Genomic DNA, 24,473 nt, shown 5'->3' with positions numbered 1-24,473 from the left:
CCTGCCCAACCGGACTTGTGCCTGGCCCAGGGGGCCTCGGTGCGGCAAGGGGCGCCGCGACCCGGCGAAAAAAAAGGCACCGCAAGCGGTGCCTTCGGGGGACGCTGGCGGGGGGCGTCAGAAACGGCTCCCACCGATCACCGTGCTTTACAGCGCGGCCACCAGCTCCGGCACCGCCGCGAACAGGTCCGCCTCCAGACCGTAGTCGGCCACGCTGAAGATCGGCGCCTCCGGGTCCTTGTTGATCGCCACGATCACCTTGCTGTCCTTCATCCCCGCCAAGTGCTGGATCGCCCCCGAGATGCCGCACGCGATGTACAGGCTCGGCGCCACGATCTTGCCCGTCTGCCCCACCTGCAGGTCGTTGGCCGCGTAGCCCGCGTCCACCGCCGCACGGCTGGCCCCGATGGCCGCGCCCAGCTTGTCGGCCAGCGGCGTCATCACTTCGTTGAACTTCTCGCTGCTGCCAAGCGCCCGGCCGCCCGACACAATGATCTTGGCTGCCGTCAGTTCGGGGCGGTCGCTCTTGGCGATCTCGCTGCCCACAAACGCGCTCTTGCCGCTGTCGGCCGCTGCCGCGATGGTCTCGATGGCCGCGCTGCCGCCGGTGGCCGCTGCCGCGTCAAAGCCCGTGCCGCGCACCGTGATCACCTTGGTGGCGTCCGTGCTTTGCACCGTGGCGATCGCGTTGCCCGCGTAGATCGGGCGCTCGAAGGTGTCGGCGCTGATGACCTTGCTGATTTCGCTGACCTGCGCCACGTCCAGCTTGGCCGCCACGCGCGGCGCGGCGTTCTTGCCCCCGGCGGTGGCCGGGAACAGGATGTGGCTGTAGTTGGCGGCAATCGCCAGCACTTGGGCGGCCACGTTCTCGGCCAGGCCGTGGCCCAGGGCTTCGCTGTCGGCGTGGATGACTTTGCTCACACCGGCGATCTGGGCGGCTTGGGCCGCAGCAGCACCGGCGTTGTGGCCGGCCACCAGCACGTGCACATCGCCACCGGCTTGCACCGCGGCGGTGACGGTGTTCAGGGTCGCGCCCTTGATGCTTTGGTTGTCGTGTTCGGCAATAACAAGTGCGGTCATGGTCAGATCACCTTGGCTTCAGTTTTCAGTTTGTTCACGAGGGTGGCCACGTCGGGCACCTTGATGCCAGCGCCGCGCTTCGGGGGCTCGCTGACCTTGAGGGTCTTCAGGCGCGGGCTGACGTCCACACCCAGGTCTTCGGGCTTGACCGTCTCCAGCGGCTTCTTCTTGGCCTTCATGATGTTGGGCAGCGTCACGTAGCGCGGCTCGTTCAGGCGCAGGTCGGTGGTGATGACGGCCGGGATCGACAGGCTCAGGGTTTCCAGGCCGCCGTCGATTTCGCGCGTGACGTTGACCTTGTCGCCGGCCACTTCGACCTTGCTGGCGAAGGTGGCCTGGGGCAGGTCGGCCAGGGCCGCCAGCATCTGGCCGGTCTGGTTGGCGTCGTCGTCAATGGCTTGCTTGCCCAGGATGATCAGGCCCGGTTGCTCCTTGGCCACCAGCGCGTTCAAGAGCTTGGCCACGGCCAGGGGCTGCAGTTCGGCGTCGGTCTCGACCAGGATGGCGCGGTCGGCACCAATGGCCATGGCCGTGCGCAGGGTCTCCTGGCACTGGGTCACGCCGCAGCTCACCGCGATCACCTCGGTGGCCACGCCTTTTTCCTTCAGGCGCACCGCTTCTTCGACGGCGATCTCGTCAAAGGGGTTCATGCTCATCTTGACGTTGGCGATGTCCACACCCGTGTTGTCCGACTTGACCCGGACCTTCACGTTGTAGTCCACCACACGTTTGACGGGGACGAGAATCTTCATTGGGCTTTCCTCTTTCTTCAAATCAGGGACTCAATCGAGCTGGGCGCCCGAGGCTTTCACCAGGCGCTCCCAGACCGGGTATTCACGTTTATAGAACGCAGCAAACTGTTCGGGCGTGCTGCCCACGGTGGTGAAGCCCATGGCCGCAAAGCGCTCACGGACCTCGGGCAGGGCACACACAGCACGCACTTCCGCCGACATGCGTTGAACCACTTCCACCGGGGTTTTGGCCGGTGCAGCGATGGCCACCCAGCCCGTGGTGCGGAAGACTTCGTCTTTCAGACCTTGTTCAGGCAAGGTGGGAACCTGAGGCAACACCGTCATGCGCTGCTCCCCCGTCACGCCAAGCGCTTTGATTTTGCCAGAGTCAATGTGCGGTTTGGCCCCCAAAGCGCTGGCAATGGCAATCTGGATCTGGCCGCCGATCAGGTCCTGCAACATGGGGGCTTCGCCCTTGTAAGCGACGTGCGACATGTCGGCGTCCAGGGTCTGGCTGATCTGGGCGCCCACCAGGTGCGCCTGCGAGCCCACGCCCCAGGAGCCGTAGGACAGCTTGCCCTTGTTCTTGCTGATGTAGGCCATCAACTCGGGGCCGGTGCTGACCGGCACGTTGGCGTTGACCACCAGCACCGTGGGCGCGTCGGCGATCTGGGACACCAGGGCCAGGTCGCGCTGCGGGTTGTACGGCATCTTGGTGTACAGGAACTGGTTGATCAGCAGCGAGGTGCTCAGCGACAACACAAAGGTGTAGCCGTCCGGCGCGGACTTGGCCACCGCGTCGGTGCCCAGGATGCCTGCCGCGCCGCCCCGGTTGTCCACCAGCACGGGCTGGCCGAGGCGGGTGGAGAGCTTCTCGGCGATCACGCGCGCCGAGATGTCGGTGGCGCCGCCCGCGTTGAAGGGCACGATCAGCTTGACGGCCTTGTTGGGCCAGGCGCTGGCCGACGCACTTTGGGCAAACGCGCTGGGGCCGGCCAGGGCCAGGGCAGCGGCGCTGGCCTGGCTCAGCCATTGGCGGCGGGTGGGGGCTTGGGTCATGGTCTTGTCTCCTGTGGCTTTGCCTATTGGTTTCACGAACAAAAAATCAATCGGGTCGCGGGCTCAAGCGGTGGCCGGCGTCAGCGGGCCCTGCCACTGCGCCTTGACGGGCAGCCGCGCCAGCGCCTGGGCCAGGCCCTGGCAGAAGGCCTCGGGCAGCGGCGCTTCGGTGGCCGGGGCCACGCCATAGCGCTCGCCCTGCACCTGCACCTCGAGGGCGGGCGTGCTGGCCAGGCCCGCCTCGCGGGCCTGCGCCTCGGCCAGTTCGGCGATCACGGCCCGGGTGGCCAGCACGCGCAGGTCGGGCTTGAAGATCTTGCCCACATTGGTCATGGGCATGCTGTCGAGGATGGTCAGGTGGCGCGGTCGCGCGGGGGCTTCGTCAACCCGCTGGGCCGTGAATTCCAGCAACTCCTGCACGCTCGCCTGTTGGCCCGGGGCCAGGGTGACGAACAGCACCGGCAGTTCGCCCGCGTAGGCGTCGGGGGCGCCCACCGCGGCGCTGAGTTGCACCGCGGGGTGGGCGGCCACCGCGTCCTCGATGACCTTGGGGTCGATGTTGTGGCCGCTGCGGATGATCAGGTCCTTGGAACGCCCCGAGATGTGCAGGCGCCCCTGCTCGTCGACAAAGCCCAGGTCCCCCGTGGCCAGCCAGCCGTCGGCGGTGAAAGCACGGGCGTTGTCGGCCGGGTCGACAAAGCCTGAGAACAGGTTGGGCGACTTGAACAGGATCATGCCGGGCTGCCCCACGGGCAGGTCCTCGTCGCTGGCGTTGCCACTGGCGTCCAGGCGCACGATGCGCAACTGCACGAAGGGCAGCGGGAAGCCCACGCAGCCCGCCGGGGCCACCACACCCGGCGGGGTGATGGTGGAAATGCCTGCCATCTCGGTCATGCCCAGCGACTCATGCACCTGCAAGCCAAACAGCTGCTGGTAACGCGCCGACAGCTCGGGCGGCAAGGGGGCGGCGCCGGTGCGCGCGTAGCGCAGGCTCGAAATGTCGGCACCGTCGAGCGGCACGTTGGCCAGGGCCGCCAGTACCGTGGGCACTGCCGACAGCACGGTGGTGCGGTAGGTCTGGACCAGCTTCCAGTAGTGGCGGATCACCTCGCGGTTGCGCATCAGCGCGGTGGTCGGGATGACGGTTTCGACACCGGCCGACAGCGCGGTCAAGGCGCCCGGCAGCACGCCCGCGACGTGGAACAGCGGGTAGCCGTTGAGGGTCACATCGTCGGGCCCCAGGCCCTGCACCTGCACGCTGGACCAGGCCGTGAAGACCTGCGCACCGTGGCTGTGGCGGGCCAGCTTGGGCGCGCCCGTGGTGCCGCCGGTGTGAAAGTAAGCGGCGATGTCGCTGGCCTGGATGTCGCGCCCGCTCAGCAGGCGGTCGTCGGGCTGGGCCGCGAGGGCGCTGTGGAAGCACTGCACGCCCTCGGGCAGCGCGGGCCGCGCCGAGGCAGGCTCGTCATGCGGGGCCACGCGCAACACGGTGCGCAGCGTGGGCACCTGGCTGCGGATGCGCAGGGCCTTGGACCACATCTCGGCGTCGGCCTCGGCGCCATAGGCGATCAGCACGCGGGCACGGCCCGCCGTCATCAGGGCGACCAGCTTCTCGTCACTGAGCAAGGGGTTGAGCGGCTGAACGATGGCCGCGGCCTCACCGCCCCACAGGGCCAGGTGGTATTCAAGGCAGCCGGGCAGCAGCACGGCGACGGCATCGCCAGGCTGCACGCCCAACTGGTGCAGGGCATTGGCGGTCTGGTGGATGCCCGCCAGCAGCTGGCGGAAACTCCAGCGGATGGGGGTGTCGGCCGGGTCGGCGCTGCGCAGGAAAGTCAGCGCGGTCTTGTCGCCAAACGCGGCCGCCGAGTTGCACATGATCTCGTAGGTGCTGCGCACCGGCAGCGCCTGGGCCAGGGGGGCCAGTGCCTCAATGCGGCGGATGTCGGCCAGGCTGTGCACGCGCAGGGCCTGGCGGAACGGGGCGTGGCGCGGCACGCTCGGGGCCGTGCGCCCGGTCGGGTCAATCACTGAAGAAGCAGTCATGGTGTCAGGGCAGAAACCGGTGTGCGTGCGGTGGAGCCCACATCGCACCCCGCAAGGGGTTGAGCCGAAAAAAGGCGGTCGAACGTCGGTGCAAAGTTAGCGCGAACAAAGGTGAAACGCTGTCCGCTGCGGGACCCCGCACCGGGCCGCCATCGGCGCCGGCGCGGGGGGGCCCGGTCAGTCGACCGAGATGCCTTTGTCCACGATCACCTTGCCCCACTTGGCGTCGTCCTGGCGGATGCGCTGGGCCAGTTGCTCGGGCGACTGGTAGGCCGGGAAGGTGCCCGCCTGCAGCAGCTTGTCCTGCGTGTCCTTGTCGGCCAGCACGGCCTTGACCTGCTCGCTGAGCAGCTTGACCACCTCGCTCGGAGTGCCTGCCGGGGCCAGCAGACCGCCCCAGGACACGGCCTCGAAACTGCCGAAGCCCTGCTCTGCCACGGTGGGGACGTCCGGGGTCACGCTGACCCGCTTGGGCGAGCCCACGGCCAGCGCACGCAGCTTGCCAGCCTGGATGTGCGGCAAGGCCGCCACCATGTCGGCGTACATCACGGGCACCTGGCCCCCCAGCAGATCGGTGATGGCGGGCACGCCGCCCTTGTAGGGCACGTGCTGCATGTCGAACTGGCCCATCTGCTTGAGCAACTCCATGCTCAGGTGGCCAAAGCTACCGGCGCCGGAACTGGTGTAGTTGAGCTTGCCGGGTTGGGCCTTGGCCTTGGCGATCAGCTGCGGCAGGGTGCTGACGTCGGGCAGCACGCCGGGGTTGACCACCACCACGATGGGCAGGTCGTAGACCGCCGCGATCGGGCTGAAGTCCTTCACGATGTCATAGCCCGCCTTCTTGTAGAGGTGCGGCGCCAGCAGTGTGGGCGTGGCCAGCATCATGAGCGTGTAGCCGTCGGCCGGCGCCTTGGCGACCTGGGCGGCGGCAATCGAGCCCGAGGCCCCGGCGCGGTTCTCGACCACCACGGGCTGCTTCAGTCGCTCGGCCAGGCGTTGGCCCAGAATGCGCGAGGCGGTGTCGGTCGGGCCCCCCGGTGGGAAGGGCACGACCAGCTTGATCGGGCGGCTGGGGTAGCTCTGCGCCAGCACGGCCGAGCTGGCCAACGCCAGGGTGGCCAGCAAGAGGCGGCGGCTCAGGCCCCGCGGGCTGAGGGAAAAAGTCATGAACGGTGTCTCCGGAAATCGTTGTCGTGGTGTCGGCGGCTCAAAGCACGCCGCGGGCCTTGAGCCCCGCCAGCTGTTCGGGCGTGTAGCCCAGCAGGTCGCCCAGCACCTCGCGCGTGCCCTCGCCCAGCGTCGGCGGGGCGCGCCGCACCGGCAGGCGCTCGCCGTCGAGGCGGTAAGGGGGCGCCAGCACATGGGTGCTGCCGGCCACCGGGTGGGGCTGTTCGGTGACCAGGCCGCCGCGCACCGCGCGCTCGGAGGTCAGGGCCTCGTGCAGGCCCAGCACCTCGCCGCAGGGGATGCCCGCCGCGGCCAGGCGCTCGAGCAGCAGCTTGCGCGGGCGGCGCTTGAGTTCGCGCAGGATCTCGGGCACCAGGGCGTCGCGGTTGGAGCCCCGACCCAGGTTGGTCTTGAATCGCTCGTCGTCCGCGATGTCGGGGCGCTCGATGACTTCGCGCGCAAAGCGCTCGAACTGGGCGTTGTTGCCCACCGTGATGACCACCGGGCCATCGGCCGCGTCGAACACGCCGTAAGGCACGATGGACGGGTGCGCGTTGCCGTAGCGCGGCGGGTCCTTCTGCATCAGCATGGCTTCGAGGCCATAGTAGGCCGTGATCATCAAGCCGCAGTCGAACAAGGCCATCTCGATGTGGCGGCCCTGGCCAGTGCGCTGGCGCTCAAACAAAGCCGCCAGCACCGCCTGCGCCGAGTACATGCCGGTGAACATGTCGACCGCCGCGACGCCAAACTTCAGCGGCGGCTGGTCGGCCTCGCCGTTCAGGGCCATCAGGCCCGCCTCGCCTTGCACCACCAGGTCGTAACCGGGGCGCGCGGCTTCGGGGCCGCTGCGGTCGTAGCCCGAGATGGAGCAGTAAATGATGTCGGGCTTGACGGCCTTGATCTGCTCGTAGCCCAGGCCCAGCTTGTCGAGCCCGCCGAACTTGAAGTTCTGGATCACCACATCGCATTGCGCCGCGAGGTCGCGCACGATCTGCTGGCCTTCGGGGGTCTGCAGGTCCACGGTGACCGAACGCTTGTTGCGGTTCACGCTGTTGAAGTAGGCGGTTTCGGTCTGGCCCACGCGCAGGCCCCAGTCGCGGGTGTCGTCACCCCGGCCCGGGTGTTCGACCTTGATGACCTCGGCGCCAAAGTCGCCCAGAACCATGCCGCACCACGGCCCGGCCAGCACACGCGACAGGTCCAGCACGCGCACGCCTGCCAGCGGCAGGCCAGAGTTGAGTTGAGCCATCTCGCTTGTCTCTCCAGAATTCAAAAAGACCGACGCCTCAGGCGCCGGTGCGGCGCAGCGCGACAAAGTCGGGCGTGCGCTTGTTCAAAAAGGCGCCAATGCCCTCGGCCGACTCGGCGTCGCCCTGGGCCTGCACCATGTGCTCGGCTTCGCGGTCCAGCTGCTCGGCCAGGGGGGCCTGCGGCGCGCTGCGGCACAGGTCCTTGATGCGCGCGTTAGCGCGCAGCGGGCCGGACGCGATCTGCTGCGCCAGGGCCGTGGCCTGGGCCAGCGCCTCGCCGGGCTCGGCCAGGCGGTTGACGGCCCCCAGCGCGTGCAGGCGCTCGCCCGCAATGCGCTCGCCGGTCAGGCACAGCTCGGTCAGCACCTGGCGCGAAACGAACTCGGCCAGGAAGGCGGTGGCGCCCCCATCGGGCGTCAGACCGACCTTGACATAGGCCACCGAAAACACCGCATTGCGCGCCGCCACCAGCAGGTCGCAGGCCAGCGCGATCGACAGGCCCGCACCGGCGGCCGCGCCCTCGACCGCCGCGATGACGGGCTTGGGGCAGTCGCGCAGGGCGCGCACCAGGTCGTGCAGGCCTTCGAGGCGCTGGCGCCGTTCGCTCAGGGGCAGCTCGCGGCGCTTGGCCAGCTGACGCAGGTCGCCACCGGCACAGAAGTGCCCGGCCGCGCCGGTCAGCACCACGGCGCCCACACGGTCGTCCTGGGCGGCCGCGGTGAGGGCCGCGGTGAGCTCGGCATAGAACGCCGGCGACAGCGCGTTGCGCACGCTGGGGTTGTTGTGGGTCAGCACCAGCACGGCGCCGTCGCGGGCTTGCAGCAGCAGATCGCTCATGGTCGGCTCCGGGCTCAGGCCTGGCGACCCAGCGCGATGTAGCGCTGCAGGTGGTGGTCTTCGTCGCCGAGTTGGTGGTCGATCATGACCAGTCGCTTGGCGTAATGGGCCAGCGGCAGTTCCCAGGTCATGCCGATGCCGCCGTGCATTTGCACCGCCTCTTCGGCCACCAGGGCACCGATGCGGCCAATGCTGACCTTGGCGGCGGACAGCGCGCGCTCGCGCGTCACGCGGTCGGAGTCCATCGCCGCGGCGGCGTTGATGACGGCCGAGCGGGCTTGCTCCACTTCCAGCAACAGGTCGGCCATGCGGTGCTGCAGGGCCTGGAAGCTGCCGATCGGCACACCAAACTGCTTGCGCGTCTGCAGGTATTCCAGCGTGTACTGCTTGGCCACGTCCATCGCGCCCACGGCCTCGGCGCACAGCGCCAGCACGCCCCAGCCGATGGCCAGTTCGAGCGTCGCCAGGCCCTGCCCTTCGGCGCCCAACAGCGCGTCAGAGCCGACCTGCACGCCTTGCAGCGTGAGCTCGGCGGCGCGACCACCGTCGATGCGGCCATAGCCACGGCGCTGCACGCCGGCGGCGTCCGCGGGCACCAGGAACAGCGAGATGCCGTCCTCGGCCTCGATGTCACCGGCCACGCGGGCCGACACCAGCAGCAGCTGGGCCGCCTCGGCCTGCAGCACCACGGCCTTGGCGCCGTCGAGCTGCCAGCCCGTGGCGGTGCGCGTGGCGCGGGTGGCCACGCGGGACAGCTCGTAGTGGCTGCCGGGTTCATCGTGGGCCAGCGCGGCCACGGTGCTACCGTCGATCAGGCCCGCCAGCGCCTGCTTTTGCGCCGGGGTGCCCGCGGCGGCCAGGGCACGGCCCACGACCAGGGCGCCCAGGAAGGGTTCGACCACCAGGCCACGGCCCAGGCTCTCGAACACCACACTGACGTCAAAACCAGCGCCGCCAAAGCCACCCTCGGACTCCGGGAACAAGGCGCCCAGCGCGCCGATCTCGGCCAGTTGCTGCCAGACGGCGGGGCTCAGGCCCTCGGCACTGCCCGCCACCGCGTTGCGCACCTCGAAGGGGTACTGCTCGGAGATGAAGCGGTTCAGCGTGTCCGCCAGCATGCGGCGGTCTTCGGTGTGTTCAAAGTTCATTGCGACCTCGTGTCACAGGCCCAGAATCATCTTGGAGATGATGTTCTTCTGGATTTCATTGGAGCCGCCGAAGATCGACAGCTTGCGGTTGTTGAAGTAGATGGCAGCGGCCTGGGCGGCCTCGGCCGGGCCCACGGGTTCGTCGCTGTAGCCTTCGTACATGGCCTCTTCGATGAAGGGCAAGGCGTACGGGCCCATGGCGCGGCGGGTCAGCGAGGTGAGTTCCTGGCGGATCTCGGTGCCGCGGATCTTGAGCATCGAGCTCTCGGCCCCCGGGGCGCCGCCGCCCGCCACCGCCGCGATCACGCGCAGGTTGGTGGTCTTCATGTTCTCGAGGTCGATCTCGACCTTGGCCAGGCGGGTGGCAAAGCCCGGGTCCTCGAGCAGCGGGCGACCGTGGCGCTGCACCTTGGCGGCGATGCGCTTGAGGCGCTCGAGCGCGGCCACGCTGAAGCCGACGCCCGCGATGTTGGTGCGCTCGTAGGTCAGCAGGTACTTGGCATAGGTCCAGCCCTTGTTTTCCTCGCCCACCAGGTTGGCCACCGGCACCTTGACGTCGGTGAAGAAGACTTCATTGACCTCGTGCTCGCCGTCCAGGGTGATGATGGGGCGCACTTCGACGCCCGGGCTGTTCATGTCGACCAGCAGGAAGCTGATGCCCGACTGCTGCTTGGCGTCCTTGTCGGTGCGCACCAGGCAGAAGATCATGTTGGCGTGGTGGCCCAGCGTGGTCCAGGTTTTCTGGCCGTTGACGATGTAGTGGTCACCGTCGCGCACCGCCGTGGTCTTGACCGAGGCCAGGTCCGAGCCCGAGCCCGGCTCCGAATAGCCCTGGCACCACCAGTCGTCGCCGTTCAGGATGCGCGGCAGCCAGTACTGCTTTTGCGCTTCGCTGCCGTACTTGATGAGCACCGGGCCCAGCATGTTGACGCCAAAGGGCACGATGCGCGGCGCACCGCCGACGGCGCACTCGTTCTCGAAGATGAACTTCTGCACCGCGTTCCAGCCCGGGCCACCGTACTGGGTGGGCCAGTGGTTGGCCAGCCAGCCCCGCTCGTTGAGCAAGGCATGCCATTCGACCGAGTCCTCGCGGGTCAGGCGCAGACCGGCCTTGACCTTGTCGCGCAGGCGGGCCGGCAGCTTGTCGCGCAGAAAGCCTTGCACCTCGGCGCGGAAGGCTTCTTCTTCAGGGGTGAAATTCAGGTCCATGGAGGCTACTCGCTCAGAAGATTTCAAACAGGCCGGCGGCACCCATGCCCCCGGCAATGCACATGGTGACCACGGCGTACTTGGCCCGGCGGCGGCGGCCTTCGAGCAGCACATGGCCCACCAGGCGGGCACCGGTCATGCCGAACGGGTGGCCGATGGAGATGGCGCCGCCGTTGACGTTGAGGCGCTCGTCCGGGATGCCCAGCTTTTGCTGGCAGTAGATGGACTGCGAGGCAAAGGCTTCGTTGAGTTCCCACAGGTCGATGTCATCGACGGTCAGGCCGTGGCGGGCCAGCAGCTTGGGCACGGCGAACACCGGGCCGATGCCCATCTCGTCGGGCTCGCAACCGGCAATCGCCAGGCCACGGAAAGCGCCCAGGGGTTGCAGGCCCAGGCGCTCGGCCTCGGCGGCTTCCATCATCACGCAGGCCGAGGCGCCATCCGACAGCTGCGAAGCGTTGCCGGCGGTGACGAACTTGTCCGCGCCATTGACCGGGGCCAGCTTGGCCAGGGCCTCGTAGGTGGTGCCGCGGCGGTTGCAGTTGTCGGCGGTGGCGGTCACCTCTTGCTTCGTGACTTCCTTGGTCTCCTTGTTGACCACGGCCATGGTGGTGGTGCAAGGCACGATCTCGGCGTCGTAGCGGCCGGCCAGTTGGGCTTCTTCGGTCTTGCGCTGGCTCTCGGCCGAGAAGCGGTCCTGCGCCTCGCGGCTGATGCCGTAGCGCTGGGCCACGATGTCGGCGGTTTCGATCATCGACAGGTACAGGTCGGGCTTGTTGGCGACAATCCACGGGTCCAGCGTGAGCTGGGCGTCGTCGCGGGTCTTGATGCCCGAGATGCTCTCCACGCCGCCCGCGATCATGGCGGGCACGCCTTCAGCGACGATGCGGCCGGCGGCCATCGCGATGGCTTGCAGGCCCGAGGCGCAGAAGCGGTTGACGGTGGTGCCGCCGATGCTCAGCGGCAGGCCGGCGCGGATGATGGTCTGGCGCGCGATGTTGCGGCCGGTGATGCCTTCGGGGTAGCCGCAGCCCAGGATGGCGTCTTCGATCAGGGCCGGGTCGAGGCCCGAGCGCTCCACCGCGGCCTTGACGGCGAAGGCGGCCAGGGTCGGGCCCGGGGTGATGTTGAACTCACCACGGTGCGACTTGGTCAGCGGGGTGCGGGCGGTGGAAACAATGACGGCTTGACGCATGGGGTGTCTCTTTTCAAAAATGGGTTATTCGGACTGGTTCAGCGAGGCGAAGTTGGCGCCCTTGGCCACCAGTTCGACCAGCAGGGGCGAGGGTTTCCAGAACAGCGGGTCCTCTTTGGCAAAGGCCTCGATATCGGCCAGGATCTGCGGCAAACCGACCATGTCGGCGTACTTCATCGGGCCACCGCGGTAGCGCGGGAAGCCATAGCCGTAGACAAAGGTCACGTCCACATCGAGCGGGCGCAACGCAATGCCCTGGTGCACCACGTTGGCACCTTCGTTGACCATGGCGGCCATGTAGCGGCGCAGGATCTCGTCGTTGCTGAAGGCGCGCGGGGTGATGCCGGCGCGCTCGCGCTCGGCGTCCACGATGGCCAGCACTTCGGGGTCCATCTCGCCGGTGCGGGCACCGGCCGGGTACAGGTAGTAGCCGCGGCCGGTCTTCTGACCGAACCAGCCGCGCTCGCAGATGCGGTCGGCAATCTGCACGTAGCGCGCCTTCGGGTCGCGCGTGGCGGCGCGGCGCTTGCGCGTGGCCCAGCCGATGTCGCCGCCCGCCAGGTCGGACACCTGGAACGGCCCCATGGGGTAGCCGAAGTCGCGCAGCGCCTGGTCGATCTGGTAGGGCGAGGCGCCGTCTTCCATCATGTGGTCGGCCGCAGCGCGGTAGACCGCCAGGATGCGGTTGCCGATGAAGCCGTCGCAGACCCCGGCGCGCACCGGCACCTTCTTGAGCTTCTGGGCCAGCGCAAACGCGGTGGCCACGACGTCGGCGCTGACCTGGGCCGGCACCACGATCTCGAGCAGCTTCATGATGTTGGCCGGCGAGAAGAAATGCAGCCCCACCACGTCCTGCGGGCGCGACACACTGGCCGCGATCTCGTCGATGTCGAGGTAGGAGGTGTTGGTGGCCAGCACGGCACCGGGCTTGCAGACGCGGTCGAGCTCGGCGAACACCGCCTTCTTGACGCCCATCTCCTCGAACACCGCCTCGATCACCAGGTCCACCTGGGCCAGCGCCTCGTACGAGGTGCTGCCGGTGTAGCGCGCCATCACGGCGGCCTTGGCCTCGGGGGTCATGCGGCCCTTGGCGACCAGGCCGTCGTAGACCTTCTCGACATTGGCTCGACCGCGCGCGATGGACTCGGCGTCGCGCTCGACCATGGTCACGGGCAGGCCCGCGTCCAGCGCCGACACCGCGATGCCCGCGCCCATGGTGCCGCCACCCACCACCCCGAGGGTGGCAAAGGGACGCGGCTGGGCGGCCTGGGCTTCAGGCACCTTGAGCACTTCGCGCTCGGCAAAGAAGGCGTGGATCAGGCCGGCGCGTTGCGGGCTGTCGATGCACTGCCAGAACAGCTCGCGCTCGCGCTTCATGCCTTCGTCAAACGGCAGCTCCAGCGCGGCCTGCACGGCTTCGATGATCTTCATCGGCGAGAACAGGCCCTTGCTCTTTTTGGCCGTGTCGGCCCGCAGCGCATCGAGCTCAGCCTGGGCGGCAGCCCGGTCGGCCAGGCCGGGGGCGTCGCAGCTGCGGCGCACCGGGGCCGACTGCGCCAGCAGCTCGGCGGCGTAAGCCAGACCCGCGCTGAGCGGATCGGTGCCAGCGCCCACGCGGTCGACCAAGCCCAGCTTGGCGGCCTCTTCGGCCCCGATGTGGCGACCACTGAGCATCAGCTCGACCGCGGCCTTGACGCCGGCCAGGCGCGGCGCGCGCTGGGTGCCCCCCGAACCTGGCAACAGACCCAGTTGCACTTCGGGCAGGCCGAGCTTGCTGCCCGGCAAGGCCAGGCGGTAGTGGGCCGAGAGCGCAATTTCGAGCCCCCCGCCGAGCGCCGGGCCGTGGATGGCGGCCACCACCGGCTTGCTGCATTGCTCGATGGCGCGGCAGACGTCGGGCAGGGCCGGGGCTTGCGGGGGCTGACCAAACTCACGGATGTCGGCCCCGGCAATGAAGGCCCGCCCGGCCCCATGGATCAGCACCAGGGCCACGGCGGCGTCGGCCTCGGCTTCGGCGATGGCGGCCTGCAGCCCCCGGCGCACGGCCACGCCCAGGGCGTTGACCGGCGGGTTGCTGATGGTGACCACCAGCACGGCGCCTTCGCGGCGCTGGGTCACGGGGGGGGTCGTGTCAGCACCCGCGTTGGGCGTGGCAACTGCTTGGCTCATGTCTTGTCTCCTGAAAGTCGGTCAAGCCCGCCCGGGGGGCGGCCTCAGAGGTCTGGCGAGCATTGTTGTGGCGATAAGCTTTCTTGACAATCCCATGAACGATTGACAGACTGTCAAATAATTTTTGACAACCTACGGGAAAGCCGCTGTGGACCTCAGTTCCCTGACCTTGCTGGTCGAAATCCTCGATGCCGGCAACCTGAGCCAGGCCGCGCGCAAGCTCAAGATGACGCGCGCCAACGTGAGCTACCACCTCAACCAGCTCGAAAAATCGGTCGGCGTGCAACTGGTGCGGCGCACCACGCGCCGCGTCGAACCCACCGAGGTGGGCGCGCGCCTGTACGAGCACGGACGCAGCATCGTCAACGAGGTGCTGGCGGCCCAGGAGACCATCGCCACGCTGGGCCAGGGCCTGCAGGGCCGGGTCGGCCTGAGCGTGCCCAGCGGCTATGGGCAGATGGTGATGTCGCCGTGGCTGATCGAGTTCAAGCGCCTGTACCCGGGCATCGTGCTCGACGTGCTGTTCGAAAACCGCGTGGACGACCTGGTGCGCGACGGGGTGGACATTGCGGTGCGCGTGATGCCCGAACCACCGCCGCTGCTGGTGGCGCGTGACCTGGGCAGCGTGCGTTACCTGGCCTGCGCCTCGCGCGGCTGGGCCGAACAGCACGGCCTGCCCGACAGCCTGGAGGCGCTGCGCACGGCTCCGCTGATCACCTCGGGCGTGGTGGGGCGCCAACTGCGGCTGCGCGCCTACCAGGCCGAGACGCGCGATGAGATCACGCTCGAGCCCACGCTGATCTCCGAGCACTTTCCGTTCCTGCGCGACGCCATCCTGGCCGGCCTGGGCGTGGGCCTGGTGCCCGACTACGTGGTGCAGGACGCGATCGCCGCGGGCCAGGTGCTGACCACGCTGGACCGCTACCGCCTCAGCATCTTTGGCACCCACATGTACCTGCTCTACATGCCCAACCGGCACCAGACCCGAGCGGTGCGCACCTGCATCGACTTCATCCTGGGCAAAAGCCGGGGCTGAGCCCGGCCCCTGGCATCCGGGGCAATCCGAGGGTGGCGGCGCGCCAAATGCCGCTATGCTGGAGACCGTTCGTCGGCTTGCGGGACCTGGCAAGCCAGGAAGGAGCCCGCATGCCAACCAGCCCCCCAACCGCCTTGGTGCTCAGCGGCGGCGGTGCGCGCGCCGCCTACCAGGTGGGCGTGCTGCAAGCCATTGCGCAGATGCGGCGTGAGGCCCTGGGCCCCAAGGAGGCCCGCAGCAACCCCTTCGACATCATCGTCGGCACCTCGGCCGGCGCCATCAACAGCGCCGCGCTGGCCTGCCATGCGGACCGCTTTGACACCGCCATCGAGCAGTTGGTGGCCGTGTGGTCGGAGTTCCAGGCCGACCGTGTGTACCGCGCCGACGCGCTGGGCGTGATCCGCAGCGGCGCGCAGTGGCTGACCATGCTGTCGCTGGGTTGGGCGCTGGCCCGCTGGCGTCGGTTCCGGCCCCGATCGCTGTTGGACAACGGCCCGCTGGAGACCTTGCTGCACGAGCTGATTCCGATGCAGCGCCTGCCTCAGATGCTGGCGCGCCGCCACCTGCGGGCCCTGGCCGTGACCGCCTTCAGCTACAGCACGGGCGAGCACGTCACCTTCTACAGCGCGGCCCAGGCGCTGCGGCCCTGGGTGCGCTCGCAGCGCATGGCCGCACCGACCCAGCTGGGCCATGAGCACCTGTTGGCCTCGGCCGCGATCCCGTTTGTGTTCCCGGCCCACAGCATCATGCACGAGGGTCAGGCGGGCTGGTACGGCGACGGTTCGATGCGGCAGAGCGCACCGCTGTCGCCCGCCATCCACCTGGGCGCCGAACGCATGTTGGTGATTGGCGCCGGGCGCATGCACGAGCCCCCGGCCCCACGGGCCTCGGACCGGCGCTACCCCAGCCTGGCACAGATCGCGGGCCATGCCCTGTCGAGCATCTTTCTGGATGCGCTGGCGGTGGACGTGGAGCGCCTCGCGCGCATCAACCGCACGCTGTCCCTGCTGCCGCCCGCGGCGCTGTCGCAGACGCCGTTGCGCCCGGTCGAATGTCTGGTCATCGCGCCCAGCCAGCGGCTGGACGACATCGCCGCGCGCCATGTGGACGCCCTGCCCGCGCCGGTGCGCACCTTGCTGCACGGGGTGGGGGTGGGGCGCGCGGGCGGGCCGCAGACGCAGGGCTCGGCGCTGGCCAGCTACCTCTTGTTCGAGGCCCCGTTCACGCGCGAGCTGATGGCCCTGGGCGCGGCCGATGCCCGGGCCCGGCAGGCCGAAGTGGCGCAATTTTTCGGCTGGCCGAGGGCCACGGGCGACACGGCTTCAGGCGCCGTGCAGGCGTCAGCCGCCTGACGGGCCAGGTCCGAGCGGCCTGGCGCTCACTCGGGTGGGGTCTCGAGGTGGATGATCAGGGCGCGCACGCCGGGCGACACCTGCTTGGCACGGTCCACCGCCAGGATGCGCAGGTCAAACGACGACCCCTTGGGGATGGCACTGCGCGGCACTTTCTTGCCGGGGAAGGTGTCGGGGTAGACACCGTCCTCGAGCGGGCGCAGGCGCAGGCGCAGGCCCTTGCGCACCATCAGGTCGCGCGCGTACAGCTCGGCCAGCTCGTCCAGGGTGACCCAGCCCGAACGGGCCTTGTCTTCACCGGCCCCCCGGCCACTGAGCATCACCTCGAACTTGCCCGCGTGCTCGCCTTCGGTCTCGGCAAAGGGGTGGACGATGAAGGACAGCGGCACCTCGCTCTTGCGGCCTTTGTACTCGTGGGGGATGGCGATGTCGGTCAGGATCATGGCAAGGCGTCCTCGTCAGGGTGGTCATCGTCGGTGGCCCGGGGCTCCGCCCCTTCGCCCTCGACCCGCGGCGGACGCGGGGGGCGTTGGGCCGCACGGGCCAGGATCTCGACGTAGGCGTGCTCGGCCCCGCCCTTGGCGGCCGCGTCCACCTGCGCGATCAGGGTCGACAGCAGCACGACTTCGGCGCTGTCTTTTTCAAGGCCGAAACGGCAATCGAAATCCCAGAAGTCGGTGCCCTCGGGCAGGACGCGGCGACGCTCGCGCTTCAGGTACTTGCGGATCTCATGCTTGACCGCATCGAGCACCCGGTCCGGGTGGCGGCCTTCGGCCTTGAAACTGAATATTTTTCTCACAATGGCCCTTCAAAAACCGCTGCCGGCCCGCCACGGGTTGCGACAGCCAAGGGCGGGATTATGCGGGTTGCGCCGCGGATGCGGGCCCGCGACCGAAGACCCCGCCCCGGCCAGGGCGCTGGCCGACGTGCCCAGCGATGCCCCGGCGAGCGTTTTAAACTGCCCTTTCGGCATCGAAAGGAGACCCCATGACCGAAGCAGAATTCGAACGCGACCTCGCCAGCCAAGGCTTCACCGAGGTGTCCACGGTGCAGCGTGAAGCGGGCGGCCAGATGCTGTCGCACACCCACCCTTTTGAAGCCAGGGCGTTGATTTTGGACGGCGACATCCGCATCGAGGTGGCGGGCGAGACACGCCACTACCAAACCGGCGACATCTTCCACCTGGCCCATGGCGAGCCGCACTCGGAGTTCTACGGCCCGCAGGGCGTGCGCTACCGCGTCGGCCGCAAGTGAGGGCCTGAGGCCCGGCACCGAGCCCCCTGCAGGCGCCTGGCAGGGCGGCGCCCCGCCAGCGACCCGGGCCGCTGTCGGGCCGCTGGCGGGGCGGCAGCGCCCGCTCCAGCCCGGTCAGGGCCTGGAAATCGTTGCGCTGTGTAAGAAGCATTGCACCGGCGGCCCGCCGGATGCATTTGGGGAATTGGAGCTTCTAAGCTAGGTCTTGTGCCCCCGCGTGGGGCCACTCCGCGATGGCCTCCTCAGGGGCTATCCCTCATGACCTTCTTCCTTTCTCGAGCCCCGATGACACTCCAACGACGCGCCTTCCCCGCCATGATGCTCAGCGCAGCCACCGTGCTCAGCACCCCCCTGCTGGCCCCCGCCGCCCACGCGGCCTCTGGTGAAGACCTGCAAAAACAGGCGCAGTTCACCCTGAAAACGCTCTACAAGGCCCGCCCCGGCTCCGAGGCCCTGGCCCAGAAAGCCAAGGCCGCCCTGGTGTTCCCCAACATCATCAAGGCCGGGCTGATCTTCGGTGGTGCTTATGGCGAGGGCGTGCTGCTGCAGAACCAAGTGTTCGCGGGCTACTTCAACTCCGTCAGTGCCTCGTTTGGCCTGCAAGCTGGCGCGCAAAGCTTTGGCTACGTGCTGTTCGTCATGACCGATGCGGCCGTCGAATCCCTCAAGGGCCGCGACGGCTGGGAACTCGGTGTGGGCCCGAGCATCGTGGTGGTGGACTCCGGTGTGGCCTCCAAGCTGAGCACCACCACCCTCAAAGACGACGTCTACGCCTACATCTTCGACCAGAGCGGCATGATGGCCTCGCTGGGCCTCGAAGGCACCAAGATCTCGCGCATCAAGCAGCCTTGAGGTCCTGACGCCAGCCCCTTCGAGATCAACCCTCGAGACCAACCCTCGAGATCTAACCTCGAGGCCCCTCCCCGAGGGATGCCCGCCTGGGGCCCGCCGGGCCCACCCCACCGGCCCCCTCCGGCCCGCCGTCCGCCTGCCCCCCCCGGCGCCCGCCGGGCTTGGCCAACGGGCCCGTCGCCAGAGCAACCACGCGTGGCGCCCACCCGGCGTCCCCCAGACCCACCCTGCGGCTGGCCATGGCTCGGCCGTGCTGCTGGGCCCCTCCCAGCTCGCCGGGGGCCCCTTCCACGGCCGCCCGCCGGGGCCCGCAAGGACTGAACCATGAACCTGGCTGCCCTCACCCAGCGACTGCTGTCGGCCTCGCCGCTGCTGGCGAGCTTGCGCGGCTACCGCGTGGCCTGGCTGGGTCGGGACACGATCGCCGGGCTGTCGGCCTGCATCGTCTCGATCCCATCGGTCATCGCCTACGCCGAACTGGTCCACCTGCCGGCCATCACGGGGTTGTATGCCGCCCTGGCGGCCGCGGTGGGCTATGCGCTGTTCTCCAGCGCCCGACAGGTGATCGCCGGGCCAGACGCCGCCATCGGGCTGCTGGCGGGCTCGGCCATCCTGACCGTGGCCAACGGTGATGCCACCCGGCTGGCGGCCCTGGCCGCGGTGCTGAGCCTGCTGACCGGCGGGGTGCTGATCCTGTCGTCGCGCCTGCGGCTGGGCGTGATCGCAGACCTGCTGTCCCGCCCGGTGTTGATCGGCTACCTGAACGGGGCCTCGCTGATCTTGATCGCCACCCAATTGGACAAGATGTTCGGCTTTGAAACCCAGGGCGAGCAGTTCTTCGAGCTGCTGCACGCCGTGGTGACCCAGCTGCCCCAGACCCACGCGGCCACCCTGGCCCTGGGGTTGGCGCTGGTGGCGGGACTGCTCGCCCTGGGTCGGTGGCTGCCGCGGGTGCCGGGGGCGCTGGCGCTGTGCGCGGCGGCCATCCTGATCACCTACGGCTTCGACCTGGGCGCGCAGGGCGTCGCCTTGGTGGGTGAGGTGCCATCGGGCCTGCCCAGGCTGACCCTGCCGGCACTGACCTGGCAGGACGTCGCGGCACTGGCACCGGCGGCGCTGGCCATCGCCTTTCTGGCCTTCTCGGACGGCATCTTGCTGGCCCAGACCTTCGCCGAACGCCATGGCGACGAGGTCGATCCCAACCGCGAGTTGTTGGCGCTGGGCACGGCCAACGTGCTGGCAGGGCTCTGGCAGGGTTTTCCGGTCTCGGCCAGCCAATCCAGGACCTCGATCGTGGACGCTTCTGGTGGCCGGACCCAGCTGGCGCAGCTGGTGCTGGCGGGCGGCCTGCTGATGTTCCTGCTGTTCCTGACCCGCCTGATCGCCCTGCTGCCCATGGTGGCCCTGGGGGCGATCCTGATCGTCACCGCCTTCGGGATGCTGGAGCTGGCCTCGCTGCGCACCCTCTACCGCATCGACCGCATCGAGTTTGCGATCGCGCTGGGCGTCACGGTGATGATCCTGTTGACCGGGGTGGTGCCCGGCATCGTGCTGGGCGTCGTGCTGTCCCTGATCTCGGTGCTGGTCGGCATCTCGCGGCCCCACGATGCGGTGCTGAAGCGGCTCAAGCGCGATGGCCGCTTCCACGACTGCGCCGACCAAGATGACGCGGAGACCATCCCCGGCCTGCTGATCTATCGGCTGTACGCGCCGCTGCTGTTTGCCAACTCGAGCCACGTCATGAACCGCATCCGCAGCCTGGTCCGCAGCGCCGCCGTGCCCGTGCAATGGCTGGTGATCGACGCGCAGGCGATCCACGAGATGGACATCACCGCGGCGCAACGCCTGGCCAAGCTCCACCAGGAACTGCTGGACCACGGCGTGGACGTCAAGGTCGCCGACGCGCCCAGGCCCTTCTTGCGTGAACTGGCCCGCGTGGGCCTGATCGAGAAGATCGGCCGGCAGGACTTCTTTGTCTCGGTCAAAAGCGCCGTCGACGCCTTTGAGCGGCAGCACACCGACGGACCCGGGCCCTGCCAACCGGAGGCGCCAGCGCGCGCCCTCCAGCTGGGCCCGCCCCCTGCGGAGGCTCAGGCGGCCGCGGCCCCGTAGGCGTCGCGCAGTTCGCGTTTGAGCACCTTGCCAATCGCGCTGCGCGGCAACTCGTCAACCCAGGTCAGGTCGCTCAGGCGCTGGGTTTTGCCCACGCGGGCATTGAGCCAGTCACGCAGTGCGTCGGCCGCCAGGGCCTGACCCGGCCGCGCGACCACAAAGGCCACCGGGGTCTCGCCCCAGGCCACCGATGGCACCCCCACCACCGCCGCTTCGGCCACCGCGGGGTGCTCGCGCAGCAAGGCCTCGAGGTCACTGGGGTAGATGTTGAAGCCGCCCGAAATGATCATGTCCTTCTTGCGGTCGAACAAGGTCAGGAAGCCGTCGGCGTCAAACCGCCCGATGTCGCCGGTGCGGATGAAACGCTTGCCATCGGGCGCAAACCACTCGGCCTCGCGCGTTTTCTCGGGCTGACCGTGGTAGCCGGTCATCATGCCGGCCGAATGCCCCACCACCTCACCGGCTTCGCCGGGTGCCACTTCGACGCCCTGCTCGTCAATCAGGCGGATGTCGTGGGTCTCGGCCGGTCGGCCCACGGTGTGCAGCTTGTCGGGGTGCAGGTGGGCCTCGAGGATGCAGGTGCCACCGCCTTCGGTCATGCCGTAGAACTCGACCAGCCCGCCCGGCCAGCGCTTGAGCACATCGGCCTTCAGGTCGGCATGGAACGGCGCACTGGTGCAAAACTTGACCGCGGTGTGGCTCAGGTCGTGGGCCTCAAAAGCCGGGTGCGCCATCAGGCGCTGGTACTGCACCGGCACCAGCATGGTGTGGGTCATGTGGTGGTCTTGCGCCAGGCGCAGGTAGGCACCCGCATCGAACTTGGGCATCAGCAGCACGGTGCCACCAAAGGCCAGCGTGGGGAAAAACACCACCAGCGTGGTGTTCGAATACAGCGGCGTGGACAGCAAGGTCAGCGAACGCGGGCCATAGCCGTACACCGCCCCCCGGTTGACATGCGCCGCGCGCATGCCGTGCGACTGCACGATGCCCTTGGGCGTGCCCGTGGTGCCCGAGGAGTAGATGATGTTGAAGGGCCAGGCCGGCTGCAGGGCCACGGCCTGCACCGGGTGGCCCGCGGGGGCCAACCAGTCGGTCAGGGGCTGGCCGGCGTCGGACCCATCGAGCGCGATGCGGGTCACGCGGCCCTGCCCCGCGTCGGCCACCGTGGCCTGCGCCGCGGCATCCAGAAACAGCAGGCGCGCCTGGGCGTCACCCAACATGCCCGCCAGGGCCTGCGGGGTGCTGCCAGGGGCCAGGGGGGCCACCACCACACCGGCCCGCAGCGCGCCCAGGAACACCGCGGCATAGGTCACCGAACTGCTGGCGCAGACCGCAATCGCCTCGCCGGGCTGCACGCCGTCGCGCTGCAGGCTGGCGGCCACGCGGTCCATGAACTGGTCCAGTTCAGCGTAGCTCATGCGCTGCCCGCCGGCTTCTGGCGCGTCCAGCAAGGCGGGTCGCTGGGGTTCGGCACGCGCGTGCTCTCTGATGCGGTCGGGGATGGCGTGGAAGTCGCTGGGAACAGGTGTGGATGGAGCAGTCATGGGTCGGCCGAAAGAAAGTGGCGAAATCATAAGGACGCCCCCCAGCCTGTCACCTGTCACCGCAGCGACTGGGCTCAGCGCGGCACGGCACGGCGGAGTTCCGTTGGATTGTTTCTTTTTCAGGAATTTTCATTTGCCTCAATGCCGGTTTTATTGTTCAGAACGATCACCTAAAGTCACACCATCGATGAGTCGACACCACCACAACGCTTCATCGAGGCTGGACATGCCAGGCCCCCGCGGCCCGACCTGCCCGATACGTTTTGTCAGACCTGAAAGGAATTCACCATGACCCGCTCCCTGATTGCTTACGCCCTGGTCACCACCGCCGCCGCCGCCGCGGCCTTTGTCAGCACCCCCAGCCTGGCCGACGGCCTGAGCGAGTACCAGAACCAATTCGTGCCGGTCACCGCCCAGCGCAGCCGCGCTGAAGTGCAGGCCGAAGCCTACCAAGCCGCCCGCGACGGCACCGTGTCGGTGGACGCCAAGTCCCGCGTGCTGCCCGAGGTCAAGTCCGCCCTGAGCCGCGACGAAGTGCGCCAAGCCGCTTTCGCCGCCGCCCGAGGTGAACGCGCCCTGAGCAGCTACTGAGCCCCCCCCTGGACGCCCGGCGCCCAACGCAGGCCCTGGCCCGGCGCCACGCTCGCGCCAACCCCAACGACCCGGCGGGCTGCATGAGCCCGAGCGGGTCGTTGGCTTGGGCGTGGCACGCTGGCGCCTGAAGCCGCGCACTGAAAGGACTCGGGCGGCCACGGCCCCTGATCCCGGCCCTGGGCCGCATGCCATGGCCACGCCGTTGTGGCGGCTCAAGCCACCTGCGGGGCCGCGCGCGGTGCGACCCGGCGCGACACCCACGCAGCCAACGCCAGCAAGGCCAGCCCCGCGCCCCCCAAGGCCATCGACAGGCCGCCCCGGTCCACACTCCAGGCCACCAGCAACACCCCCAGGGACTGCCCCAGGAACAGCAGGCAGGCAAACAGCGTGACCGCGCTGCCCCGGGCATGGGGAGCCATCTGGGTGGCCTGGGTCTGCAGGGTGTTGTGCAGCATGTAAAAGCCCAGGCCGGCCAGGAAGCACGCCCCCACCGCCACCTCGGCCACCGGCACCCAGGCCAAGGCCGCCAGGGCCACCGCCATCAAGGTGCCCCCGGTCAACGCCAGCCCACGCTCACCCAACAAACGCAGCCAGCGGCTGACAAACTGGCTGTAAAGCAGGCCACCGACCCCGTACAGGATCATCACGCCCCCCGCGGCCGACGCCGAGAAGCCAAAGGCACTCACCAGGCGACTGGGCACAAAGGCCAGGGTGCCAAAAGCCAAAGCGCCCTCCACCGCCGTCACGCCCAGCACCCAGCGCACGCGCGGGATGCGCAGCAGGGCCACGCTGTTGCGCACCGACTGCGCCAGGCTGACCGCCCCACCCTGCCCCCCATGCACCGAGCCCCGGCGCAGCGCCCCGGTCTTGCGCGCCAACGTCACGGCGGCCAGGAAAAAAATCACCGCGAGCACGGCAAAGGCCCAGCGCCAGCCCAGGTGCTCGGCCGCGACACCGCCAAACCACTGCCCGGCCATCATGCCGGTGACGGTGGCCCCCATGAAGCGCCCCAACGTTTCCTGTCGCTTGTCGTAGCTGACCTGGTCACCAATCCACGCCATGGACAGCGGAATGATGCCCGCCGCCGACGCCCCCATGAAGGCACGCGACAACACCAGGGTGTCCAGCGTCGGCGCCAGTGCCGTGATGGCACTGAACAAGGAACAGGCACAGGTGGCCAACACGATCACCCGGACCTTGCCCAAGCGGTCGCCCAGCGGACCATAAAACAACTGCAGCGTGCCGTAAGCCACCGCGAACGAGGCGATGACGCGGGAGGCCTCGCCCGTGCTGACCTGAAAGTCCTGCCCCAAGGCCACCAGCATGGGATCGCAGATGCGCATGGACGCCATGCTGCCGAACGCAGCGAGGCCAATCAGCCTCAGGGTGAGTTGCAAAGAGCTCATGGGGACCCGTTCAAAAAGCGGCGACCAAGGGGCCGCCCAGCGGCGATTCTGCCCGGCATCGCGCGGGCTTGCTGGCCCCCACGGCGGACCTGCGCGCCGTTTGTTGTCAATTGCGAAACAGTGATTTGCTATCCAGCTGGTTTTATTGATTGGGGTAAACACCTACAGTTACACCATCGATGAGCCGGAAGACAAATCAGGACGACTCACCGAACCAGGACGGCCCAAGCCACGGAGGCCTGCACCGACTGGATGTGTTTCAACCTTGAAAGGAATTTCACCATGACCCGCAACATCATCACCGCCGCTCTGATCGCCACCGCCGCCTTCGCCGCCGCCCCCAGCTTTGCTGCTGGCGAAGCCGACTACAACGACCAATTCCCCGCTGCCGTGTCGCAACGCAGCCGCGCCGAAGTGACGGCCGAAGCCAAC

Annotated in this window: 21 protein-coding genes; 6 read left to right on the top strand and 15 right to left on the bottom strand. The window is 68.7% G+C overall.

What is annotated here, in order from left to right:
* Positions 1-147: 147 nt before the first annotated feature.
* From PSQ40_RS03460 to PSQ40_RS03410, 11 genes are all read right to left on the bottom strand, one after another.
* Complete coding sequence (locus PSQ40_RS03460) at positions 148-1,080, bottom strand: electron transfer flavoprotein subunit alpha/FixB family protein (protein ID WP_273948872.1); 933 nt, start codon at positions 1,078-1,080, stop codon at positions 148-150.
* A 2-nt stretch (positions 1,081-1,082) separates the two neighbouring features.
* Entirely contained in the window at positions 1,083-1,832 is a 750-nt protein-coding gene (locus tag PSQ40_RS03455) for an electron transfer flavoprotein subunit beta/FixA family protein (protein WP_273948871.1), read from the bottom strand.
* Positions 1,833-1,862: 30 nt separating this feature from the next.
* Entirely contained in the window at positions 1,863-2,870 is a 1,008-nt protein-coding gene (locus tag PSQ40_RS03450) for a Bug family tripartite tricarboxylate transporter substrate binding protein (RefSeq protein WP_273948870.1), read from the bottom strand.
* 63 nt (positions 2,871-2,933) lie between these two features.
* Complete coding sequence (locus PSQ40_RS03445; RefSeq protein ID WP_273948868.1) at positions 2,934-4,916, bottom strand: acyl-CoA synthetase; 1,983 nt, start codon at positions 4,914-4,916, stop codon at positions 2,934-2,936.
* A 177-nt stretch (positions 4,917-5,093) separates the two neighbouring features.
* The gene (locus PSQ40_RS03440; protein WP_273948867.1) at positions 5,094-6,083 is read right to left on the bottom strand and encodes a Bug family tripartite tricarboxylate transporter substrate binding protein; all 990 of its coding nucleotides are present in this window, start codon (positions 6,081-6,083) and stop codon (positions 5,094-5,096) included.
* A 40-nt stretch (positions 6,084-6,123) separates the two neighbouring features.
* Positions 6,124-7,332 carry a CaiB/BaiF CoA transferase family protein gene (locus PSQ40_RS03435; RefSeq protein ID WP_273948866.1) on the bottom strand — a complete coding sequence of 403 codons (1,209 nt, stop codon included), beginning with the start codon at positions 7,330-7,332 and terminating at the stop codon, positions 6,124-6,126.
* A 37-nt stretch (positions 7,333-7,369) separates the two neighbouring features.
* Positions 7,370-8,170, bottom strand: a complete 801-nt coding sequence (locus tag PSQ40_RS03430) for an oxepin-CoA hydrolase, alternative type (RefSeq protein ID WP_273948864.1) — start codon at positions 8,168-8,170, stop codon at positions 7,370-7,372.
* A 14-nt stretch (positions 8,171-8,184) separates the two neighbouring features.
* Entirely contained in the window at positions 8,185-9,318 is a 1,134-nt protein-coding gene (locus PSQ40_RS03425; protein WP_273948863.1) for an acyl-CoA dehydrogenase family protein, read from the bottom strand.
* Between the two features lie 12 nt (positions 9,319-9,330).
* Positions 9,331-10,527: an acyl-CoA dehydrogenase family protein gene (locus PSQ40_RS03420; protein WP_273948862.1), complete on the bottom strand. Its 1,197-nt coding sequence runs from the start codon at positions 10,525-10,527 to the stop codon at positions 9,331-9,333.
* Between the two features lie 13 nt (positions 10,528-10,540).
* A complete protein-coding gene (locus PSQ40_RS03415; RefSeq protein ID WP_273948860.1) occupies positions 10,541-11,722 on the bottom strand; it encodes an acetyl-CoA C-acyltransferase in 1,182 nt (393 codons plus the stop codon).
* Positions 11,723-11,746: 24 nt separating this feature from the next.
* Positions 11,747-13,891 (bottom strand): 3-hydroxyacyl-CoA dehydrogenase NAD-binding domain-containing protein, encoded by a 2,145-nt coding sequence (locus PSQ40_RS03410; RefSeq protein ID WP_273948859.1) that lies wholly within the window; start codon positions 13,889-13,891, stop codon positions 11,747-11,749.
* A gap of 148 nt (positions 13,892-14,039) precedes the next feature.
* Between PSQ40_RS03410 and PSQ40_RS03405 the strand changes: the two genes are divergently transcribed.
* Both PSQ40_RS03405 and PSQ40_RS03400 read left to right on the top strand, forming a co-directional pair.
* On the top strand, positions 14,040-14,927 hold the full coding sequence (locus PSQ40_RS03405; protein WP_273948857.1) for a LysR family transcriptional regulator: 888 nt from the start codon (positions 14,040-14,042) through the stop codon (positions 14,925-14,927).
* 110 nt (positions 14,928-15,037) lie between these two features.
* Positions 15,038-16,279 carry a patatin-like phospholipase family protein gene (locus PSQ40_RS03400; protein WP_273948856.1) on the top strand — a complete coding sequence of 414 codons (1,242 nt, stop codon included), beginning with the start codon at positions 15,038-15,040 and terminating at the stop codon, positions 16,277-16,279.
* Between the two features lie 26 nt (positions 16,280-16,305).
* Here PSQ40_RS03400 and PSQ40_RS03395 read toward each other — a convergent pair whose 3' ends face one another.
* Positions 16,306-16,722 carry a hypothetical protein gene (locus tag PSQ40_RS03395; RefSeq protein WP_273948855.1) on the bottom strand — a complete coding sequence of 139 codons (417 nt, stop codon included), beginning with the start codon at positions 16,720-16,722 and terminating at the stop codon, positions 16,306-16,308.
* Complete coding sequence (locus tag PSQ40_RS03390) at positions 16,719-17,078, bottom strand: DUF6172 family protein (protein WP_273948854.1); 360 nt, start codon at positions 17,076-17,078, stop codon at positions 16,719-16,721. Before PSQ40_RS03390 ends, PSQ40_RS03395 begins: the two co-directional genes overlap by 4 nt.
* Before the next feature lie 188 nt (positions 17,079-17,266).
* Here PSQ40_RS03390 and PSQ40_RS03385 point away from each other — a divergent pair, with 188 nt between their 5' ends.
* The 3 genes from PSQ40_RS03385 to PSQ40_RS03375 all read left to right on the top strand — a co-directional run bounded on the left by PSQ40_RS03385 (position 17,267) and on the right by PSQ40_RS03375 (position 20,497).
* Positions 17,267-17,533, top strand: a complete 267-nt coding sequence (locus tag PSQ40_RS03385) for a cupin domain-containing protein (RefSeq protein WP_273948853.1) — start codon at positions 17,267-17,269, stop codon at positions 17,531-17,533.
* 285 nt (positions 17,534-17,818) lie between these two features.
* Entirely contained in the window at positions 17,819-18,385 is a 567-nt protein-coding gene (locus PSQ40_RS03380) for a lipid-binding SYLF domain-containing protein (RefSeq protein ID WP_273948852.1), read from the top strand.
* A 324-nt stretch (positions 18,386-18,709) separates the two neighbouring features.
* Positions 18,710-20,497, top strand: a complete 1,788-nt coding sequence (locus PSQ40_RS03375; RefSeq protein WP_273948851.1) for a SulP family inorganic anion transporter — start codon at positions 18,710-18,712, stop codon at positions 20,495-20,497.
* On the opposite strand, the gene PSQ40_RS03370 is transcribed toward PSQ40_RS03375, so the two are convergent.
* Complete coding sequence (locus PSQ40_RS03370) at positions 20,476-22,041, bottom strand: class I adenylate-forming enzyme family protein (protein ID WP_273948850.1); 1,566 nt, start codon at positions 22,039-22,041, stop codon at positions 20,476-20,478. The genes PSQ40_RS03375 and PSQ40_RS03370 overlap by 22 nt on opposite strands.
* Before the next feature lie 288 nt (positions 22,042-22,329).
* Between PSQ40_RS03370 and PSQ40_RS03365 the strand changes: the two genes are divergently transcribed.
* On the top strand, positions 22,330-22,632 hold the full coding sequence (locus tag PSQ40_RS03365) for a DUF4148 domain-containing protein (protein ID WP_273948849.1): 303 nt from the start codon (positions 22,330-22,332) through the stop codon (positions 22,630-22,632).
* Positions 22,633-22,847: 215 nt separating this feature from the next.
* Here the strand turns inward: PSQ40_RS03365 and PSQ40_RS03360 are convergent, their stop codons facing one another.
* On the bottom strand, positions 22,848-24,041 hold the full coding sequence (locus tag PSQ40_RS03360) for an MFS transporter (RefSeq protein ID WP_273948848.1): 1,194 nt from the start codon (positions 24,039-24,041) through the stop codon (positions 22,848-22,850).
* Positions 24,042-24,473 lie beyond the last annotated feature (432 nt).

This window comes from Curvibacter cyanobacteriorum (genome assembly GCF_028649475.1).
GTDB classification, from domain to species: domain Bacteria; phylum Pseudomonadota; class Gammaproteobacteria; order Burkholderiales; family Burkholderiaceae_C; genus Curvibacter; species Curvibacter cyanobacteriorum.
Note: the sequence above shows the minus strand (reverse complement) of the source record. Positions and strands in the feature narration are given on the sequence as shown.

Excerpts from the sequence above, each read along its gene's own strand:
- PSQ40_RS03460 (WP_273948872.1), bottom strand. The coding sequence starts at position 1,080 with ATGACCGCACTTGTTATTGCCGAACACGACAACCAAAGCATCAAGGGC.
- PSQ40_RS03455 (WP_273948871.1), bottom strand. The coding sequence starts at position 1,832 with ATGAAGATTCTCGTCCCCGTCAAACGTGTGGTGGACTACAACGTGAAG.
- PSQ40_RS03450 (WP_273948870.1), bottom strand. The coding sequence starts at position 2,870 with ATGACCCAAGCCCCCACCCGCCGCCAATGGCTGAGCCAGGCCAGCGCC.
- PSQ40_RS03445 (WP_273948868.1), bottom strand. The coding sequence starts at position 4,916 with ATGACTGCTTCTTCAGTGATTGACCCGACCGGGCGCACGGCCCCGAGC.
- PSQ40_RS03440 (WP_273948867.1), bottom strand. The coding sequence starts at position 6,083 with ATGACTTTTTCCCTCAGCCCGCGGGGCCTGAGCCGCCGCCTCTTGCTG.
- PSQ40_RS03435 (WP_273948866.1), bottom strand. The coding sequence starts at position 7,332 with ATGGCTCAACTCAACTCTGGCCTGCCGCTGGCAGGCGTGCGCGTGCTG.
- PSQ40_RS03430 (WP_273948864.1), bottom strand. The coding sequence starts at position 8,170 with ATGAGCGATCTGCTGCTGCAAGCCCGCGACGGCGCCGTGCTGGTGCTG.
- PSQ40_RS03425 (WP_273948863.1), bottom strand. The coding sequence starts at position 9,318 with ATGAACTTTGAACACACCGAAGACCGCCGCATGCTGGCGGACACGCTG.
- PSQ40_RS03420 (WP_273948862.1), bottom strand. The coding sequence starts at position 10,527 with ATGGACCTGAATTTCACCCCTGAAGAAGAAGCCTTCCGCGCCGAGGTG.
- PSQ40_RS03415 (WP_273948860.1), bottom strand. The coding sequence starts at position 11,722 with ATGCGTCAAGCCGTCATTGTTTCCACCGCCCGCACCCCGCTGACCAAG.
- PSQ40_RS03410 (WP_273948859.1), bottom strand. The coding sequence starts at position 13,891 with ATGAGCCAAGCAGTTGCCACGCCCAACGCGGGTGCTGACACGACCCCC.
- PSQ40_RS03400 (WP_273948856.1), top strand. The coding sequence starts at position 15,038 with ATGCCAACCAGCCCCCCAACCGCCTTGGTGCTCAGCGGCGGCGGTGCG.
- PSQ40_RS03395 (WP_273948855.1), bottom strand. The coding sequence starts at position 16,722 with ATGATCCTGACCGACATCGCCATCCCCCACGAGTACAAAGGCCGCAAG.
- PSQ40_RS03385 (WP_273948853.1), top strand. The coding sequence starts at position 17,267 with ATGACCGAAGCAGAATTCGAACGCGACCTCGCCAGCCAAGGCTTCACC.
- PSQ40_RS03380 (WP_273948852.1), top strand. The coding sequence starts at position 17,819 with ATGACACTCCAACGACGCGCCTTCCCCGCCATGATGCTCAGCGCAGCC.
- PSQ40_RS03375 (WP_273948851.1), top strand. The coding sequence starts at position 18,710 with ATGAACCTGGCTGCCCTCACCCAGCGACTGCTGTCGGCCTCGCCGCTG.
- PSQ40_RS03370 (WP_273948850.1), bottom strand. The coding sequence starts at position 22,041 with ATGACTGCTCCATCCACACCTGTTCCCAGCGACTTCCACGCCATCCCC.
- PSQ40_RS03365 (WP_273948849.1), top strand. The coding sequence starts at position 22,330 with ATGACCCGCTCCCTGATTGCTTACGCCCTGGTCACCACCGCCGCCGCC.
- PSQ40_RS03360 (WP_273948848.1), bottom strand. The coding sequence starts at position 24,041 with ATGAGCTCTTTGCAACTCACCCTGAGGCTGATTGGCCTCGCTGCGTTC.